The sequence below is a fragment of the Streptomyces sp. NPDC046985 genome (assembly GCF_040644415.1).
In the GTDB taxonomy this organism is placed as follows: Bacteria; Actinomycetota; Actinomycetes; order Streptomycetales; family Streptomycetaceae; genus Streptomyces.
The window spans coordinates 104,015-119,160 of record NZ_JBEYWK010000003.1; the positions used below are offsets into that span (position 1 = coordinate 104,015).

16 protein-coding genes are annotated in these 15,146 nt (G+C 72.3%); 13 read left to right on the top strand and 3 right to left on the bottom strand.

What is annotated here, in order from left to right:
- Position 1 precedes the first annotated feature (1 nt).
- Entirely contained in the window at positions 2 to 745 is a 744-nt protein-coding gene (locus ABZ861_RS05005; RefSeq protein ID WP_361623845.1) for an RDD family protein, read from the top strand.
- A gap of 115 nt (positions 746 to 860) precedes the next feature.
- Here the strand turns inward: ABZ861_RS05005 and ABZ861_RS05010 are convergent, their stop codons facing one another.
- Complete coding sequence (locus ABZ861_RS05010) at positions 861 to 1,211, bottom strand: hypothetical protein (protein ID WP_361623847.1); 351 nt, start codon at positions 1,209 to 1,211, stop codon at positions 861 to 863.
- Between the two features lie 149 nt (positions 1,212 to 1,360).
- Here ABZ861_RS05010 and ABZ861_RS05015 point away from each other — a divergent pair, with 149 nt between their 5' ends.
- From ABZ861_RS05015 to ABZ861_RS05025, 3 genes are all read left to right on the top strand, one after another.
- The gene (locus ABZ861_RS05015) at positions 1,361 to 1,531 is read left to right on the top strand and encodes a hypothetical protein (RefSeq protein WP_361623849.1); all 171 of its coding nucleotides are present in this window, start codon (positions 1,361 to 1,363) and stop codon (positions 1,529 to 1,531) included.
- A 173-nt stretch (positions 1,532 to 1,704) separates the two neighbouring features.
- The gene (locus ABZ861_RS05020) at positions 1,705 to 4,056 is read left to right on the top strand and encodes an immune inhibitor A domain-containing protein (protein WP_361623852.1); all 2,352 of its coding nucleotides are present in this window, start codon (positions 1,705 to 1,707) and stop codon (positions 4,054 to 4,056) included.
- A 133-nt stretch (positions 4,057 to 4,189) separates the two neighbouring features.
- The gene (locus ABZ861_RS05025) at positions 4,190 to 4,543 is read left to right on the top strand and encodes a hypothetical protein (protein WP_361623855.1); all 354 of its coding nucleotides are present in this window, start codon (positions 4,190 to 4,192) and stop codon (positions 4,541 to 4,543) included.
- 30 nt (positions 4,544 to 4,573) lie between these two features.
- On the opposite strand, the gene ABZ861_RS05030 is transcribed toward ABZ861_RS05025, so the two are convergent.
- Both ABZ861_RS05030 and ABZ861_RS05035 read right to left on the bottom strand, forming a co-directional pair.
- On the bottom strand, positions 4,574 to 5,161 hold the full coding sequence (locus tag ABZ861_RS05030; RefSeq protein ID WP_361623858.1) for an isochorismatase family protein: 588 nt from the start codon (positions 5,159 to 5,161) through the stop codon (positions 4,574 to 4,576).
- 80 nt (positions 5,162 to 5,241) lie between these two features.
- Positions 5,242 to 6,588: a nicotinate phosphoribosyltransferase gene (locus ABZ861_RS05035; protein ID WP_361623861.1), complete on the bottom strand. Its 1,347-nt coding sequence runs from the start codon at positions 6,586 to 6,588 to the stop codon at positions 5,242 to 5,244.
- A gap of 281 nt (positions 6,589 to 6,869) precedes the next feature.
- Here ABZ861_RS05035 and clpS point away from each other — a divergent pair, with 281 nt between their 5' ends.
- From clpS to ABZ861_RS05080, 9 genes are all read left to right on the top strand, one after another.
- Entirely contained in the window at positions 6,870 to 7,187 is a 318-nt protein-coding gene (gene clpS / locus ABZ861_RS05040) for an ATP-dependent Clp protease adapter ClpS (protein ID WP_361623864.1), read from the top strand.
- Between the two features lie 67 nt (positions 7,188 to 7,254).
- Positions 7,255 to 7,860, top strand: coding sequence for a DUF2017 domain-containing protein (locus ABZ861_RS05045; RefSeq protein WP_361623867.1), 606 nt, complete (start codon positions 7,255 to 7,257; stop codon positions 7,858 to 7,860).
- Positions 7,861 to 8,101: 241 nt separating this feature from the next.
- Positions 8,102 to 9,541, top strand: a complete 1,440-nt coding sequence (locus tag ABZ861_RS05050; RefSeq protein ID WP_361623870.1) for an amino acid permease — start codon at positions 8,102 to 8,104, stop codon at positions 9,539 to 9,541.
- A 110-nt stretch (positions 9,542 to 9,651) separates the two neighbouring features.
- A complete protein-coding gene (locus ABZ861_RS05055; RefSeq protein WP_361623873.1) occupies positions 9,652 to 10,074 on the top strand; it encodes a M67 family metallopeptidase in 423 nt (140 codons plus the stop codon).
- A 98-nt stretch (positions 10,075 to 10,172) separates the two neighbouring features.
- Positions 10,173 to 10,268 (top strand): putative leader peptide, encoded by a 96-nt coding sequence (locus tag ABZ861_RS05060; protein WP_361623876.1) that lies wholly within the window; start codon positions 10,173 to 10,175, stop codon positions 10,266 to 10,268.
- Between the two features lie 87 nt (positions 10,269 to 10,355).
- Complete coding sequence (locus tag ABZ861_RS05065) at positions 10,356 to 10,634, top strand: MoaD/ThiS family protein (protein WP_361623879.1); 279 nt, start codon at positions 10,356 to 10,358, stop codon at positions 10,632 to 10,634.
- Between the two features lie 17 nt (positions 10,635 to 10,651).
- Complete coding sequence (locus ABZ861_RS05070) at positions 10,652 to 11,602, top strand: cysteine synthase (RefSeq protein WP_361623882.1); 951 nt, start codon at positions 10,652 to 10,654, stop codon at positions 11,600 to 11,602.
- A 706-nt stretch (positions 11,603 to 12,308) separates the two neighbouring features.
- On the top strand, positions 12,309 to 14,375 hold the full coding sequence (locus tag ABZ861_RS05075) for a putative Ig domain-containing protein (RefSeq protein ID WP_361623885.1): 2,067 nt from the start codon (positions 12,309 to 12,311) through the stop codon (positions 14,373 to 14,375).
- A 192-nt stretch (positions 14,376 to 14,567) separates the two neighbouring features.
- Entirely contained in the window at positions 14,568 to 15,140 is a 573-nt protein-coding gene (locus tag ABZ861_RS05080; protein WP_361623888.1) for a hypothetical protein, read from the top strand.
- Positions 15,141 to 15,146 lie beyond the last annotated feature (6 nt).

Here is a 15,146-nt window from a genome sequence, read left to right on the forward strand (position 1 = left end):
CATGAGCACCGAACCGCCCCACGGCGCCGCCCCGCCCCCGGGCGCCCCACCGCCCCCGGGCGCCGGATCCCCGCCTCCCGGCGGCGACCCGTACGGCGAGGGCCCTCAAGGCGGTGGCGGCTACGGCGACGGCCCCCACGACGGAGGCGGCCACGACGCGGGCGGCCACGGCGCGGGCGGCTACGGCGCCGGGCCGCCCGGCGGCGGTCCCTACGGCGGCGGCCCTTACGGCGGCGGTCCCTACGGCGGCGGCCCTTACGGCGGCGGCCCGCACCCCGGGGACCCGCTCGCCGGCATGCCCCCGCTCGCGGACAGCGGCAAGCGGGTCCTGGCGCGGATCGTCGACCTGATCCTGGTGGGGATCGTGGTGTGGCTGGTCACCTGGGCGCTGCGGGTCAACGAGTACACGATGAACGCCGATCAGGTCGAGGTCGGCAAGTCCCTCGGCCAGTCGGCGGTCGGCCTGGTGCTCTACCTCGCCTACGACACCGTCCTGACCGCCCGCAACGGCCAGACCCTCGGCAAGAAGTGGCTGCACCTGCGCGTGGCCGACCTCAGCGACGGCGCCACGCCCTCCTTCGCGACCTCCCTGGTGCGCGCGGCGGTGCTGTGGATCCCGTTCTGGTTCTGCTGCGCCTGCCTCTGGCTGGCGGTCTGCGGCGGGTGGAGCTTCTTCGACCGTCCCTACCGGCAGGGCCTGGACGACAAGGCGGCCAAGACGGTGGTGGTGAGCACCCGGGGCTGAGGGACTGAGGGACTGAGGGGCTGCGAGGGCCTGAGCCGAGGGGCTGCGAGGGCCGAGAGCGCTGACCGCGGCCGGGCGACGGAGACCGTGCCCGGCGGCGCGGTCCGCGCCTCCGTCAGGTGGTCCGCGCCGAGCGGCCGCGGCCGTCGCGCACGCCCGCGGAGACCGGCTCCCTCGCCTCGGGCGCCGTCGCCCGGCCGGCCGGACCGGTCTCGGGAGCGCGCTGCCCGGTCCGGCCGGGCGGACCGGCCTGCGCGGGCTCGGCAGCGGTCGCGCGGGCGGCTGACGCGCGGGTCCCCGGCAGCGGCACAGTGGTGGCGACCAGGAGTCCCAGCGCGAGCGCCGCGAGGGCGACGATGGCGACGCCGACGCCCGAACTCGTCTGCGACAGCAGCAGCATGGCGAGCGTCGAGAGGACGACGGTGCAGGAACCATAGGCGAGCTGTGCGGCGGTCGGACGAGGCATGGCAATCGTGTCCTCGGAAGATTCGGGGGCGAGACGGGGTGACGGCCTGGTTCTCCGCCGGCTTCCGGACGTTCCGCCCAGCGACTTTAATCCCCTCCATGCCCCAGGGGAACGATTGGTAAGCGTGACCTAACCCACGGTGCAGGGGCATGAGGGGCGCACGGAGTCACGCCGCCCGCCCCGTGGACGGCCGCACGCGCCGTCGCCCCCGGGCCCGGCGGCCTGCCGACCGCGCCGAATCCGCCTACGGCGCCGACTCCAACGACCGCGCCGACCACGCGGATCACGTCACCCTCGGCGACTTGGTCGACTGTTCGTAAAGCGAACACCCGCTTCACATAACGCACTTGACCTGTCCAAGTCAAGATCTGTCTTTTTTCGTAAACCTCCAGTCAAATGTCGTCACTTGACAACACGCGTTCCTCGCGCGCGGACCCTCTCGTGGCCTCAGCTCCTCGCCTCCGTGCGCACGACGCGTCAGGGGAGGAATCAAGTGCATACGAGACCCTGGACGTTCAGAGCCGTCGCGATCACCGCGGCGCTCACGGCGGCCACCGCCGCGTTCTCGACGTTCGCCGTCGCGGAGGCGGCCGCCGAGGGCGGCGCCGCCGCTGCCGTGCACCGGCACGATCCGCAGCCGGTCGGGCAGCAACCGCACGACCTCGACGGTCCGTTGAGCCGGACCCAGCAGGCCCAGCGGCAGGAGGCCCTGAAGCAGGTCATCGCGGGCAAGGCCCACGTGCAGGAGCGCGACGGCTCCAAGGTCGTCCCGCTCACCGGCCGCAGGGGCGACACCAAGTACGTGGAACTGGGCCGGGAGAAGACCGACAAGATCTTCACCATCCTGGTCGAGTTCGGCGATGAGGCGGACCCGAAGTACGGCGGGACCGCCGGCCCCCTGCACAACCAGATAGCCGCGCCGGACCGTGCGAAGGACAACTCCACGGCCTGGCAGAAGGACTACGACCAGAAGCACTACCAAGACCTGTACTTCGGCACCGCCAAGAAAACCGAGTCGGTCAAGAAGTACTACGAGAAGCAGTCCTCGGGCCGCTACTCGGTCGACGGCGAGGTCTCCAACTGGGTCAAGGTGCCCTACAACGAGGCCCGTTACGGCAACGACGCGTGCGGCTCCACCAACTGCCCGAGCGTGTGGAACGTCGTCAGCGACGGCGTCAACGCCTGGGTCGCCCAGCGGAAGGCGGCCGGCGAGTCCGACGCGGCCGTCAAGGCGGACCTGGCGCAGTACGACCAGTGGGACCGCTACGACTACGACGGCGACGGCGACTTCAACGAGCCCGACGGCTACATCGACCACTTCCAGATCGTGCACGCCGGCGAGGACGAGTCCGCGGGCGGCGGCGTCCAGGGCAAGGACGCGATCTGGGCACACCGCTGGTACGCCTTCGGCACCGACGCCGGGTCCACCGGCCCGGCGCAGAACAAGCTCGGCGGCGCGCAGATCGGGGACACCGGCGTCTGGGTCGGCGACTACACCATCCAGCCGGAGAACGGCGGACTCGGCGTCTACGCCCACGAGTACGGCCACGACCTCGGCCTGCCCGACGAGTACGACACCGCCGGCGGCGAGAACTCCACCGGCTTCTGGACGCTGATGTCCTCCGGCTCCTGGCTCGGCCGCGGCGAGAACGCCATCGGTGACCTGCCCGGCGACATGAACGCCTGGGACAAGCTCCAACTGGGCTGGCTGGACTTCGACGCGGCCAAGGCGGGCGTGCGGTCCTGGCACAAGCTGGGCCTGGCCGAGTACAACACCAAGTACCGTCAGGCCGTGGTGGTCTCGCTGCCCGACAAGGCGGTCACCACCGCCGTCGTCACCCCGGCGCAGGGCAGCGCCCAGTGGTGGAGCGGCAGCGGCAATGACCTGAAGAACACGCTGACCCGGTCCGTGGACCTCACCGGCAAGAAGTCGGCCGCCCTCACCCTGGACGGCTGGTACGACATCGAGTCCGGCTACGACTTCCTCTACACCGAGGCGTCCGCCGACGGCGGCGCCCACTGGACCGCCCTGGACGGCACGGCGGACGGGCAGCCGATCCCGCGCGACTCCAGCGGCACGCCGGTCCTGACCGGCACGGCCGACGGCTACCAGAAGCTGGCGTACCCGCTGGACGCCTACGCCGGGCAGAAGATCCAGCTCCGCTTCCGCTACCAGACGGACGGCGGCGTGGCGCAGAAGGGCTTCGCGGCCGACGAGATCACGGTGACCGCCGACGGCGCGGCCGTGTTCGCCGACGACGCCGAGAGCGCCGACCCGGCCTGGACCGCCGACGGCTTCTCCCGCATCGGCGCGTCCTTCACCAAGGACTACGCGCAGTACTACCTCGCCGAGAACCGCCAGTACGCCTCGTACGACAGCACGCTCAAGACCGGCCCGTACAACTTCGGTTCGGCCGCGCGCCCCGACTGGGTGGAGCACTACCCGTACCAGAACGGCCTGCTGATCTGGAAGTGGGACACCTCCCAGGCGGACGACAACACCAGCGCGCACGCGGGCGCCGGTCTGATCCTCCCGGTCGACTCGCACCCGAACGTGCTCAAGTGGTCCGACGGCACGCCGATGCGCAACCGCATCCAGTCCTACGACTCGCCGTTCAGCACCTTCCGCACCGACGGCATCACCCTGCACAAGGCGGACGCGGCGACCGTGATCAAGTCGTCGCCCGGGACGCCGGTCTTCAACGACCACACCAGCTCCTACTGGGACGCCTCGAACCCGGCGGCCGGGGTCAAGGTCACTGACACCAACACCAAGATCAAGATCACCAAGGAGGCCCGCGACGGCTCCACGATCGAGCTGGAAGTCGGACCCGCGGTGAAGTAGCGGCAAAAAGCGCAGGTCAGAAGCATTTCGGCGGCGACCCCCTGGCGGGTCGCCGCCGATCGTGTTTAGGTGCCTGCTGTGGCTCTCTTATTGACACCCGCAGAGCCCTCGACCGGAACGGGGAAGTGACCGCATGGCCACAGGAGGTTTCAGCAAGCTGCCGAACGGCACCGTCGTGGTGGCCTTGAACCTGCCCAGCCCGGCCCCCGACGGCCGCGGCGGCGTCCGCGTGCTCGTCCACGCGGTCAACCGGTCCCGCGCCCTGACCCGGCTGCGCAACCTGGGCCTGCGCGCGGTCTACCTGCGGGGCAACGACGCACCGCCCACCCCGGACGAGATCACCGCGGTGCTGCACCACCCCGACGGCCTGATATGGCGCACCGCGCCCGAGGCCGCCGACCGCGCCGCCGGGGCGCCGCTCGGGCCGCCCGAGCTGTGGCAGCCGATCAGAACCCTGCTCCGCCCGCCTGCCCCGGCCCCTGCCTAGCCGCCGGTCAGGCGACCACGGGCTCGCCGGTCAGCCGACTGCGGGCTCGCCGGTCAGCGCGACGCCCGCCCGGCGCAGCTCCTCCAGCGCCCGCTCGGTGGTCTGCGCGGCCACTCCGGCGGTCAGGTCCAGCAGGACCTGGGTGCGAAAGCCCTCCCGCGCGGCGTCCAGGGCGGTGGCGCGCACACAGTGGTCGGTGGCGATGCCGACCACGTCCACCTCCTCGACGTGCCGGGCGCGCAGCCACTCGGCCAGCGACACGCCGTTCTCGTCGGCGCCCTCGAAGCCGCTGTACGCCGCCGCGTAGGCGCCCTTGTCGAACACCGCGTCGACCGCGCCGGAGGCGACGGCGGGCGCGAAGTTCGGGTGGAAGCCCACCCCCTCGGTGCCCGCCACGCAGTGCGCGGGCCAGGAGTGGACGTAGTCGGGCTGGTCGGCGAAGTGCCCGCCGGGCGCGACGTGGCAGTCGCGGGTGGCCGCCACGTGCCGGTACCCGGCGGGAGCCTGCCCGATCAGCTCGGTGATCGCGGCGGCGACGTCCGCGCCGCCGGCCACCGCGAGGCTGCCCCCCTCGCAGAAGTCGTTCTGCACATCGACGACGATCAAGGCGCGACGCATGACGGTGTCCTTCGGCTCTGGCGATCAGGGGGAGGGGGGCGTCGTGGGCGGGACGGGCTGGCGGGAAGCGGGCACCCGCTTTAGCTACCCGAAGGCCCGTGGACGTACTCCGTCGGAAGGACGGGTTCCCCTCGGGAGAGCTGCGTCGCCGACAACGGCAGATTGGCGCGGGCGGCGGCGTGCCGGTCCCGGACTGCGTCCAGCGGCTCCCGGCCGACCGCCTTGCCGTCCCTGACCAGCTCGACCAGCAGTTGCCGGCCGGCCAGATCGGGGGGCACCGGGCCGGTGCCGACCACCTCGGTCCGCGCGGCGCCGTCCGCGTCCAGCCGGCGCGCGGCCCACTTGCGGCCGCCGACCGAGGTCTTGCCGCCGCTGGCCTTCTTCGCCACCGGCGTCAGCGGGGCCGCCAGGTCGGCGGACTCGGCGCGGGCGACCAGCTTGTAGACCATCGAGCAGGTGGGGTGCCCGGAGCCGGTGACGAGCTGGGTGCCGACGCCGTAGGCGTCCACCGGCGCCGCCGCCAGCGAGGCGATGGCGTACTCGTCGAGGTCCGAGGTCACCACGATCCGCGTGTCGCGGGCGCCCAGCTCGTCGAGCTGCTGGCGCACCCGGTGCGCGACCAGCAGCAGGTCCCCGGAGTCGATGCGCACCGCGCCCAGCTCCGGTCCGGCGACCTCCACGGCGGCGCGGACGGCCTCGGCGACGTCGTAGGTGTCCACCAGCAGCGTGGTGCCCCGGCCGAGGGACTCCACCTGCGCCTGGAAGGCGTCCCGCTCGCGGTCGTGCAGCAGGGTGAAGGCGTGGGCGGAGGTGCCGACGGTGGGGATGCCGTAGCGGAAGCCGGCAGCCAGGTCGGAGGTGGAGGCGAAGCCGCCGACGTAGGCGGCGCGCGAGGCGGCGACGGCGGCCAGCTCGTGGGTGCGCCGTGCGCCCATCTCGATCAGCGGCCGGTCCCCGGCGGCCGAGGACATCCGGGAGGCGGCGGCCGCGATGGCGGAGTCGTGGTTGAGGATCGACAGGATCACGGTCTCCAGCAGCACGCACTCGCCGAAGGACCCCTCCACCCGCATGACCGGCGAGCCGGGGAAGTACACCTCGCCCTCGGGGTAGCCCCAGACGTCCCCGCGGAACCGGTAGCCGGCCAGCCACTGGAGGGTCGCCTCGTCCACCACCCGGTGCTCGCGCAGATAGCCGAGGACGGCCGGCTCGAAGCGGAAGTTCTCCACCGCGTCCAGCACCCGGCCGGTCCCGGCCAGCACCCCGTACCGGCGGCCTTCGGGCAGCCGCCGGGTGAACACCTCGAAGACGCAGCGCCGCTCCGCCGTGCCCGCCTTCAGCGCGGCCTGGAGCATGGTCAGCTCGTAGTGATCGGTGAAGAGCGCCGTCGAGGGAACGTCCACCGGCAGGCCAAAGTCCGCCACGTCCACCACACCTCTCCTAGCTTCGAACAGCTTGGAACCGCTTCGAATCCGCGACGCCCCGGTCCCCCGGCGCCCCGGACACGCCGGGGGACCGGGGCAGCCCCCGGTCGCCTTGCGGCACGGCCAGGAATCGTACTCCCATTTCGTCAGTCTGACGAATAAAGGTTCCGCGGGGGGCGCCGACGGTTCCGTCGTGGGCCGCCGAGGGCGCCGTCGGGGGCGCCGCCGGGGCCGCCACGCGGCCCGCACCACGCCTGTTTGTGTTCCCGCCCCCAGGTAGTGGCAGCATGGGCCCTGTGACGGCAGCCGCACCCATCGAGATCGAGAAGACCGAGTCGGCGCAAGAGGTCTTCGCCGTACCCGAGCCCGACGTCCCCTGGGTGACGATCGTCCACAACGATCCCGTCAATCTCATGAGCTATGTGACGTACGTCTTCCAGAGCTACTTCGGCTACTCCAAGGACAAGGCCACCAAGCTCATGATGGACGTCCACCACAAGGGCCGGGCGGTCGTCTCCAGCGGATCGCGCGAGGAGATGGAACGGGACGTGCAGGCCATGCACGGCTACGGGCTGTGGGCCACCCTCCAGCAGGACCGCAAGTAGCAGCCGCGGGCAGCGGCAGCCGCCAGCAGGAACAGCCCGGACCGACCGGAAGCAGCGAACCCCCTCCATGCCAGGAACCTTCGAACCGCTCCCCGGCGGCGGCGCGGCCGTCGCCCTCGACGACGTCGAGATCTCCATCATCCGCTCGCTGGCCGTGCAGCTCCTGGAGCTGATCGGGCCGGGACCGGCCGAGGACGCCGCCGCCGACCCGCTGGCCGAGCTGTTCGCCGAGGGGCCGAGCGAGCCGCCCTCCGACCCGGTGCTCCGGCGGCTCTTCCCGGACGCCTACGGCGGCCCCGACCAGCCGCAGGGCGACGGGCGGGAGGCCGCCGAGCGGCGCTCCCACTCCGCCGAGTTCCGCCGCTACACCGAGAACGACCTGCGCGCCGGAAAGCGGGAGAACGCGCTGGCGGTGGTGCACTCGCTCAACGAGCTGTCGCCGCAGGGCGAGGGCGGGGCCGTGCTGAAGCTGTCGCCGCAGGAGTCCCGGCGCTGGCTGGGCGCCCTGAACGATCTGCGCCTGGCCATCGGGTCCCGGCTGGAGATCGACGCCGAGGACGAAGCCGACGAGCTGTACACGCTGCCGGACGAGGACCCGCGCAAGCCCATGGTGATGGCGTACCTGTGGCTGGGCGGCCTCCAGGAGACCCTGATCTCCACGCTCCTGCCCTGAATTCCGCGCTCCCGCCCGGTCCTCACGCTTCTGCCCGGTTATTCTCCTTTTTGCACTGATCGCAGCGGTGTGCCCTGGTCGCGCGTTCGCCCAGCGGGCGCTCAGGTCCGGGAAGCGATCGTGTCACCGCAGCGGCGGCCTGCCGCCCGGCACACACTCCCTTTCTTTCTGTCCGGGGGGACCGAGATCCGGTCCGAGGCCGCCAGCGGCCCGGACCGGCGTGGAGAAAGGCGCACACGACATGACCTCTCCGAAGGTCACCGAGACCCCTCCCCAGGGCGCCGACGCCCCCGAGGAGGGGTACGAGCGAGGACTCGGCAGCCGTCAGGTCCAGATGATCGCCATCGGCGGCGCCGTCGGCGTCGGCCTGTTCCTGGGCGCCGGGGCGAACATCGCCAAGGCGGGCCCCAGCCTCATCGTCATGTACGCCCTGGCCGGCGTCGTCATCTTCTTCATCATGCGGGCGCTCGGCGAGCTGCTCCTGTACCGCCCGGTCTCGGGCTCCTTCGCGGAGTACTCCCGCGAGTTCCTCGGCCCGTTCTTCGGCTACTTCACCGGCTGGACGTACTGGCTGATGTGGGTGGTGACCGGCATGGCCGAGCTGACGGCCGCCGCGATCTACGTCCACTACTGGTTCCCGTCCGTCCCGCAGTGGGCGACGGCGCTGGTCTTCCTGGTCGTCCTGTTCACGGCCAACCTGATCTCGGTGAAGCTGTTCGGCGAGATCGAGTTCTGGTTCTCGATGGTGAAGGTCACCGCGCTCATCGGCATGATCGTCATCGGTCTGGGCGTGCTCACCTTCGGCTTCAGCCAGGCCGGCGACACCGCCTCGGTCGCCAACCTGTGGCGGTTCGACGGCTTCTTCCCCCAGGGCGTCGGCTCCTCGCTGATGACCCTCCAGGGCGTCATGTTCGCCTACCTGGCCGTGGAGCTGGTCGGCGTCACCGCGGGCGAGTCCGAGGACCCGGAGAAGACCCTGCCCAAGGCGATCAACACGCTGCCCTGGCGCATCGCCCTCTTCTACGTCGGCGCCCTCACCGTGATCCTCTGCGTGGTGAAGTGGACCCAGTTCGCGGCCGGGGTGAGCCCCTTCGTGAAGGCGTTCGCGGTCATCGGCATCCCGGCAGGCGCGGGCATCGTCAACTTCGTGGTGCTCACCGCGGCGCTGTCCTCCTGCAACTCCGGCATGTACTCTACCGGCCGCATGCTGCGCACCCTCGCCGACAACAGGGAGGCGCCCCGGGCGTTCGGCAGGCTGTCCGCCAGCAAGACGCCGGCGCTCGGCATCACCGTGTCGGTCGCCTTCACGGCCATCGGCGTGGTGCTGAACTACGTCGTCCCGGAGAAGGCGTTCGGCTACGTCACCTCGGTCGCCACCGCGGCCGGCATCTGGACCTGGCTGATGATCCTGGTCAGCCACGTGCGGTACCGCAGGGCGGTGGACGCGGGCCGGCTGCCCGCCTCCTCCTTCCCGGCGCCGGGCGGCGCGGTGTGCTCGTACGTCGCCATCGCGTTCCTGCTCTTCGTCACCGGACTGATCGCCTACGACGCCGACTCCCGGATCTGCCTGTACGTGATGGCGGTGTGGGCCGCCGCCCTCGCCGTCGGCTGGGCGGTCCTCAAGGCCCGCGACCCCGAGGTCGCCGAGCGCCGCGCGCCGCAGCCGGAGAAGGTCGGCTGACCCCGGCGGCCTCCCGGCCCGGACGCCCGGCGAGAGCGGGGCGTCCGGCATGTGGGCCGTTCCGTACCATCCCTCGGTACGGAACGGCCCCTCTGTCTATTCTGAGCCCCATGCTGACCCTCACCCAGTCGCTCTACGACCAGATCGTCGCGCACGCCCGCGCGGACCACCCCGACGAGGCGTGCGGCGTGGTCGCCGGACCGACGGGCGCCGACCGCCCCGAGCGGTTCATCCCCATGCTGAACGCGGCCCGCTCGCCCACCTTCTACGAGTTCGACTCCCAGGACCTGCTCCGGCTCTACCGCGAGATGGACGACCGCGACGAGGAGCCGGCGATCGTCTACCACTCGCACACGGCCACCGAGGCCTACCCCTCGCGCACGGACGTCTCCTACGCCAACGAGCCCGGCGCGCACTACGTGCTGGTCTCCACCGCGGACGCCGACGGCGCCGGGCCGTTCCAGTTCCGCTCGTTCCGCATCGTGGAGGGCCAGGTCACGGAGGAGGACGTCAAGGTGGTGGAGGCGTACTGACGCCGCCGGGGCGCCGCCGTCCCGGCGTGCGGTCACCAGCCGTCCGAGGCGTGAGATCACATACGGGAGGCCGGAGGGGGAATCGATACGATGAGCCCATGGTTCTCCACGACGTGAGCGACGAGACGCCGGGCACGCTGCTCGTGGCGCGGCTGCACGTCGACCTGTGCAGGCTCGACAGCGCCCTCTGTTGACGACCCCTGCCGCCGCACGGCCGTGAGCCGCGGGGCGCCGCCGCGTGCCCCACCTTCGACGAACCTTCCTGACAGGAGCCCGCACCCATGGCCATCGAGGTCCGCATCCCGACCATCCTCCGTACCTACACCGACGGCCAGAAGACGGTGGAGGGCGCCGGGGAGACCCTCGCCGAGCTGTTCGCCGACCTGGAGACCCGCCACCCGGGCGTCCAGGCCCGCATCGTGGACGGCGACCAGCTCCGCCGGTTCGTCAACGTCTACCTCAACGACGAGGACGTCCGCTTCCTGGACGGCATCTCCACCAAGCTCGCCGACGGCGACAACGTGACGATCCTGCCGGCCGTGGCCGGCGGCATGCGCTGATCGGCCGCTGAGCAGCGATGCGCTACGACTCCCCGCTCGCCGCGGTGGGCAACACCCCGCTGGTGCGCCTGCCGCGGCTCTCGCCGTCCGAGGACGTCCGGATCTGGGCGAAGCTGGAGGACCGCAATCCGACCGGCTCCGTCAAGGACCGCCCCGCCCTGCACATGGTCGAGCAGGCGGAGAAGGACGGCCGGCTGACTCCCGGCTGCACGATCCTGGAGCCCACCTCCGGCAACACCGGCATCTCGCTCGCCATGGCGGCCAAGCTCAAGGGCTACCGCATGGTGTGCGTGATGCCCGAGAACACCTCGCAGGAGCGCCGGGACCTGCTCGCCATGTGGGGAGCGGAGATCATCTCCTCCCCGGCCGCGGGCGGCTCCAACACGGCCGTGCGCGTGGCCAAGGAGCACGCCGCCGCGCACCCCGACTGGGTGATGCTCTACCAGTACGGCAACCCGGACAACGCCGGCGCGCACTACGCCACCACCGGCCCGGAGATCCTCGCGGACCTGCCCTCCGTCACCCACTTCGTGGCGGGGCTCGGCACCACCGGCACCCTGATGGGCGTCGGCCGCTACCTGCGCGAGCACAAGCCGGACGTCAGGATCGTCGCGGCCGAGCCGCGCTACGACGACCTGGTCTACGGCCTGCGCAACCTCGACGAGGGCTTCGTCCCCGAGCTGTACGACGCCTCCGTGCTCACCTCCCGCTTCTCGGTCGGCTCCGCCGACGCGGTCGCCCGCACGCGGGAACTGCTCCAGCAGGAGGGCGTCTTCGCGGGCGTCTCGACGGGCGCGGTCCTGCACGCCGCGCTCGGCGTCGGCGCCAAGGCGGTCACGGCGGGCGAGAGCGCCGACATCGTGTTCGTCGTCGCCGACGGCGGCTGGAAGTACCTCTCCACCGGCGTCTACACCGCGGCCACCACCGAGGAGGCCGTCGAGGCCCTCCACGGCCAACTCTGGGCCTGAGCCCCCTCAGCCGAGCGCCCCGCCCTCCCGGGGCGCCCCGCCCTCCCGGCCGCCGCGCGGACTCCCGGCCGACGCCGGGACCCGGCCGGCCGCGCCGCCCCCGGCTGCCCCGGCCCCGGCTCCCCGCCGCCCGGCCCGCGCACCCGGGCTCAGCGTCCGCGTCGGGCCGCCCGGCCCGTAGCCGGGTGCTCGGCCCCGGGCTCGCGTCCGCGTGCGGGCGCGGCGCGCGGTGCGCCCGCGACGACGGGCGGCTCTCGCGGGCCCGCGCCCGCGCTCCGGCGCGACTCACGCCGCTCGTACGTCGGCCGGTCCGCGGGCCCGTGCCGTCCGGTCCGCGGGCCCGTGCCGCCCGTGTGCCGGCCGATCCGCGAGCCCCCGCCGCTCGCACTCCGTCCGGTTCGCGCGCCCGCGCCGCTCGCCGTGACCCGATCGGGGGCGCCGCTCCCCGTTTTCTTTCCGCGCGCATCGGCCCCCTCTTTCACGAGGGGGCCAATCTCGTTCAATGGCGTGGCAAAGAAGCGCGTGTGCTACTGCCGGTCCGCCGAGGCCGGGGCTAAGTTCCTCCCGCGCCCTGTGATGTCTGGCCCCACAGCATCAGAGGAGCACAAGTGTCATGCTCATGACTGCGCGGTCTCGCCGCCGCAACGCGCGTCACGGGCCTGCCCACCCAGGACGAAACCCCACTTCCCGACGGAGGCAGTACCCCATGCGTGAGTCACGCCCGAGCGAGCGCAGACGGAGCCTGCGAAGACTCCTCGCCGTCGCCCTTCCCTCTCTCGCCCTCACCGTCGCCGGTCTCACGGCGGCCCCGGCGGCCGGAGCCGCGGCGTCCGCCGTCGCGGACGGACCCTCCCCGTCCGCGCAGAACGCGCAGGCCCTGACCGCCCCCGAGCGCCAGACCTTCCACTCCACCGGCACGGCCGGCCAGAAGGTCCCCACCCAGCGCCTGTGCGCCACCGCCCCCCGCGGAAAGGCGTCTTGCTTCGCCGAGCGCCGCACCGACATCAAGCAGCAGCTCGCCGCGGCCCTCGCCGCCGCCACGCCCTCCGGCCTGTCCCCGGCCAACCTGCACAGCGCCTACAAGCTGCCCAGCACGGGCGGTTCCGGCCTGACGGTCGCCGTGGTCGACGCCTTCAACGACCCCAACGCCGAAGCGGACCTGGGCACCTACCGCTCCCAGTACGGCCTGTCCGCCTGCACCAAGGCCAACGGCTGCTTCAAGCAGGTCAGCCAGACCGGCTCGACCACCTCGCTGCCGACCAACGACACCGGCTGGGCCGGTGAAGAGGCGCTGGACCTCGACATGGTCAGCGCGGTCTGCCCGAACTGCTCCATCGTCCTGGTCGAGGCCAACTCCGCCAACGACACCGACCTCGGCATCGCCGAGAACGAGGCCGTCTCGCTCGGCGCCAAGGTCGTCTCCAACAGTTGGGGCGGCGGCGAGTCCTCCGGCCAGACCAGCGAGGACACCCAGTACTTCAAGCACCCGGGCGTCGCCATCACCGTCTCCGCGGGCGACTCCGGCTACGGCGCCGAGTACCCGGCGACCTCTCAGTACGTCACCGCCGTCGGCGGCACCGCGCTGAACACCTCCTCCAACTCCCGCGGCTGGACCGAGTCGGTGTGGAGCACCAGCTCGACCGAGGGCACCGGCTCCGGCTGCTCCGCGTACGACCCCAAGCCGAGCTGGCAGACCGACACCGGCTGCGGCAAGCGCATGGAGGCCGACGTCTCCGCGGTCGCCGACCCGGCCACCGGCGTGGCGGTCTACGACACCTACGGCGGCTCCGGCTGGGCGGTCTACGGCGGCACCAGCGCCGCCGCGCCGATCATCGCCGGCGTCTACGCCCTCGCGGGCGCCCCGGGCGCCTCCGACTACCCGGCGAAGTACCCCTACAGCCACACCGGCAACCTGTACGACGTGACCAGCGGCTCCAACGGCTCCTGCTCCACCGCCTACTTCTGCAAGGCGGGCGCCGGCTACGACGGCCCGACCGGCTGGGGCACCCCGAACGGGACCACCGCCTTCACCGCGGGCGGCGGCTCGGGCAACACCGTCAGCGTCACCAACCCCGGCAACCAGTCCACCGCTGCCGGCGGCTCGGTCAGCCTCCAGATCCGCGCCACGGACAGCGCGGGCGCTGCTCTCACCTACAGCGCCTCCGGTCTTCCGGCCGGACTGTCCGTCAACGCCTCGAGCGGCCTGATCTCCGGCACGGCGTCCACCGCGGGGACCTACCAGGTCACGGTCACCGCCAAGGACTCCACCGGCGCCTCCGGCGCGACCTCGTTCACGTGGACGGTCGGCGGCGGCGGCACCTGCACCGCCGCCCAGCTTCTCGCCAACCCCGGCTTCGAGTCCGGCAACACCGCCTGGACCGCCTCCGGCGGCGTCATCACCAACGACACCGGCGAGGCCGCACACGGCGGAACCTACAAGGCGTGGCTCGACGGCTACGGCAGCGCGCACACCGACACGGTGACCCAGTCGGTGACCGTCCCCTCCGGCTGCAAGGCCACGCTCACCTTCTACCTGCACGTCGACACGGCCGAGACCTCCACCACCAGCCAATACGACAAGCTGACGGTGAGCGCCAACTCGACGACCCTGGCCACCTACTCCAACCTGAACGCGGCCGCGGGCTACAGCCAGAAGACCTTCGACCTGTCCTCCTTCGCGGGCTCGACGGTCACCCTGAAGTTCAGCGGAGTCGAGGACTCCTCCCTTCAGAGCAGCTTCGTCGTGGACGACACCGCCCTGACGACCCGCTGATCGGCCCGGCTCACCCGCACCGGAACCCCGGTCGGCGCACAGGCGCCGGCCGGGGTTCCGGCGTGCGCGGGGGAGGGGATCCTGATGTGCTGGAGAAACGTCTCATCGGCGTCAGGGCACTGAGCGCCCGGACCCGGGACGCCCAGCACGGCAGTCAGGCGATCGACAGATCAGCAGAGAGGCAGACGCCCCATGCGCCGTACGACGCTCCACCCCACCGCCGTCGCCACCGCCGCCGCGGCGGCGGTCCTGCTCGCCGCCGGATGCGGCGCGCAGAGCGACGGCAAGTCCGGTTCCGGAGCCGGGTCCTCCTCGGCGTCAGCTCCGGCGGCCACCCCCGCGCCCGCCTCGCCCACGCCGACCCGCCCCGCGTCCCCGTCGTCGCCCCCCTCTTCCGCATCGGGCTCGGCGTCCGCCTCCGCGTCGGCCGCGAAGCCCTCCCGCTGCACCGGCCACATCCAGCTCGGCGTCGCCGACTCCGGCCGCACCGTGTGCCTGACCGTCGGCGGTTCGCTGCGCGTGGACCTCGGCGGCGCCAAGGACCGCCCGTGGGCCCCGGTCAGGACCAGCGGCCACGTGCTCAAGGGCGCCGACGCGGGCATCGTGATCCTGCCGGGCGACGCGCTCGCCGCCTACACCGCCGTCTCGCCCGGCGCGGCCGTGCTGACCTCGTCCCGTCCGCTGTGCGCCTCCAAGCCCGGCCGGGTCTCCTGCATGGCCCTCCAGGCGTGGACGGTCTCGGTGCGGGTGGCAGCCCGGCCGTGATCCGCG

What these genes read in the sequence shown, in the direction of transcription:
- ABZ861_RS05025 (WP_361623855.1), top strand. Translation starts at nt 4,190, where the DNA reads ATGGCCACAGGAGGTTTCAGCAAGCTGCCGAACGGCACCGTCGTGGTG.
- ABZ861_RS05050 (WP_361623870.1), top strand. Translation starts at nt 8,102, where the DNA reads ATGACCTCTCCGAAGGTCACCGAGACCCCTCCCCAGGGCGCCGACGCC.
- ABZ861_RS05030 (WP_361623858.1), bottom strand. Translation starts at nt 5,161, where the DNA reads ATGCGTCGCGCCTTGATCGTCGTCGATGTGCAGAACGACTTCTGCGAG.
- clpS (WP_361623864.1), top strand. Translation starts at nt 6,870, where the DNA reads ATGGGCCCTGTGACGGCAGCCGCACCCATCGAGATCGAGAAGACCGAG.
- ABZ861_RS05015 (WP_361623849.1), top strand. Translation starts at nt 1,361, where the DNA reads ATGAGGGGCGCACGGAGTCACGCCGCCCGCCCCGTGGACGGCCGCACG.
- ABZ861_RS05075 (WP_361623885.1), top strand. Translation starts at nt 12,309, where the DNA reads ATGCGTGAGTCACGCCCGAGCGAGCGCAGACGGAGCCTGCGAAGACTC.
- ABZ861_RS05045 (WP_361623867.1), top strand. Translation starts at nt 7,255, where the DNA reads ATGCCAGGAACCTTCGAACCGCTCCCCGGCGGCGGCGCGGCCGTCGCC.
- ABZ861_RS05005 (WP_361623845.1), top strand. Translation starts at nt 2, where the DNA reads ATGAGCACCGAACCGCCCCACGGCGCCGCCCCGCCCCCGGGCGCCCCA.
- ABZ861_RS05080 (WP_361623888.1), top strand. Translation starts at nt 14,568, where the DNA reads ATGCGCCGTACGACGCTCCACCCCACCGCCGTCGCCACCGCCGCCGCG.
- ABZ861_RS05010 (WP_361623847.1), bottom strand. Translation starts at nt 1,211, where the DNA reads ATGCCTCGTCCGACCGCCGCACAGCTCGCCTATGGTTCCTGCACCGTC.
- ABZ861_RS05060 (WP_361623876.1), top strand. Translation starts at nt 10,173, where the DNA reads ATGGTTCTCCACGACGTGAGCGACGAGACGCCGGGCACGCTGCTCGTG.
- ABZ861_RS05055 (WP_361623873.1), top strand. Translation starts at nt 9,652, where the DNA reads ATGCTGACCCTCACCCAGTCGCTCTACGACCAGATCGTCGCGCACGCC.
- ABZ861_RS05070 (WP_361623882.1), top strand. Translation starts at nt 10,652, where the DNA reads ATGCGCTACGACTCCCCGCTCGCCGCGGTGGGCAACACCCCGCTGGTG.
- ABZ861_RS05065 (WP_361623879.1), top strand. Translation starts at nt 10,356, where the DNA reads ATGGCCATCGAGGTCCGCATCCCGACCATCCTCCGTACCTACACCGAC.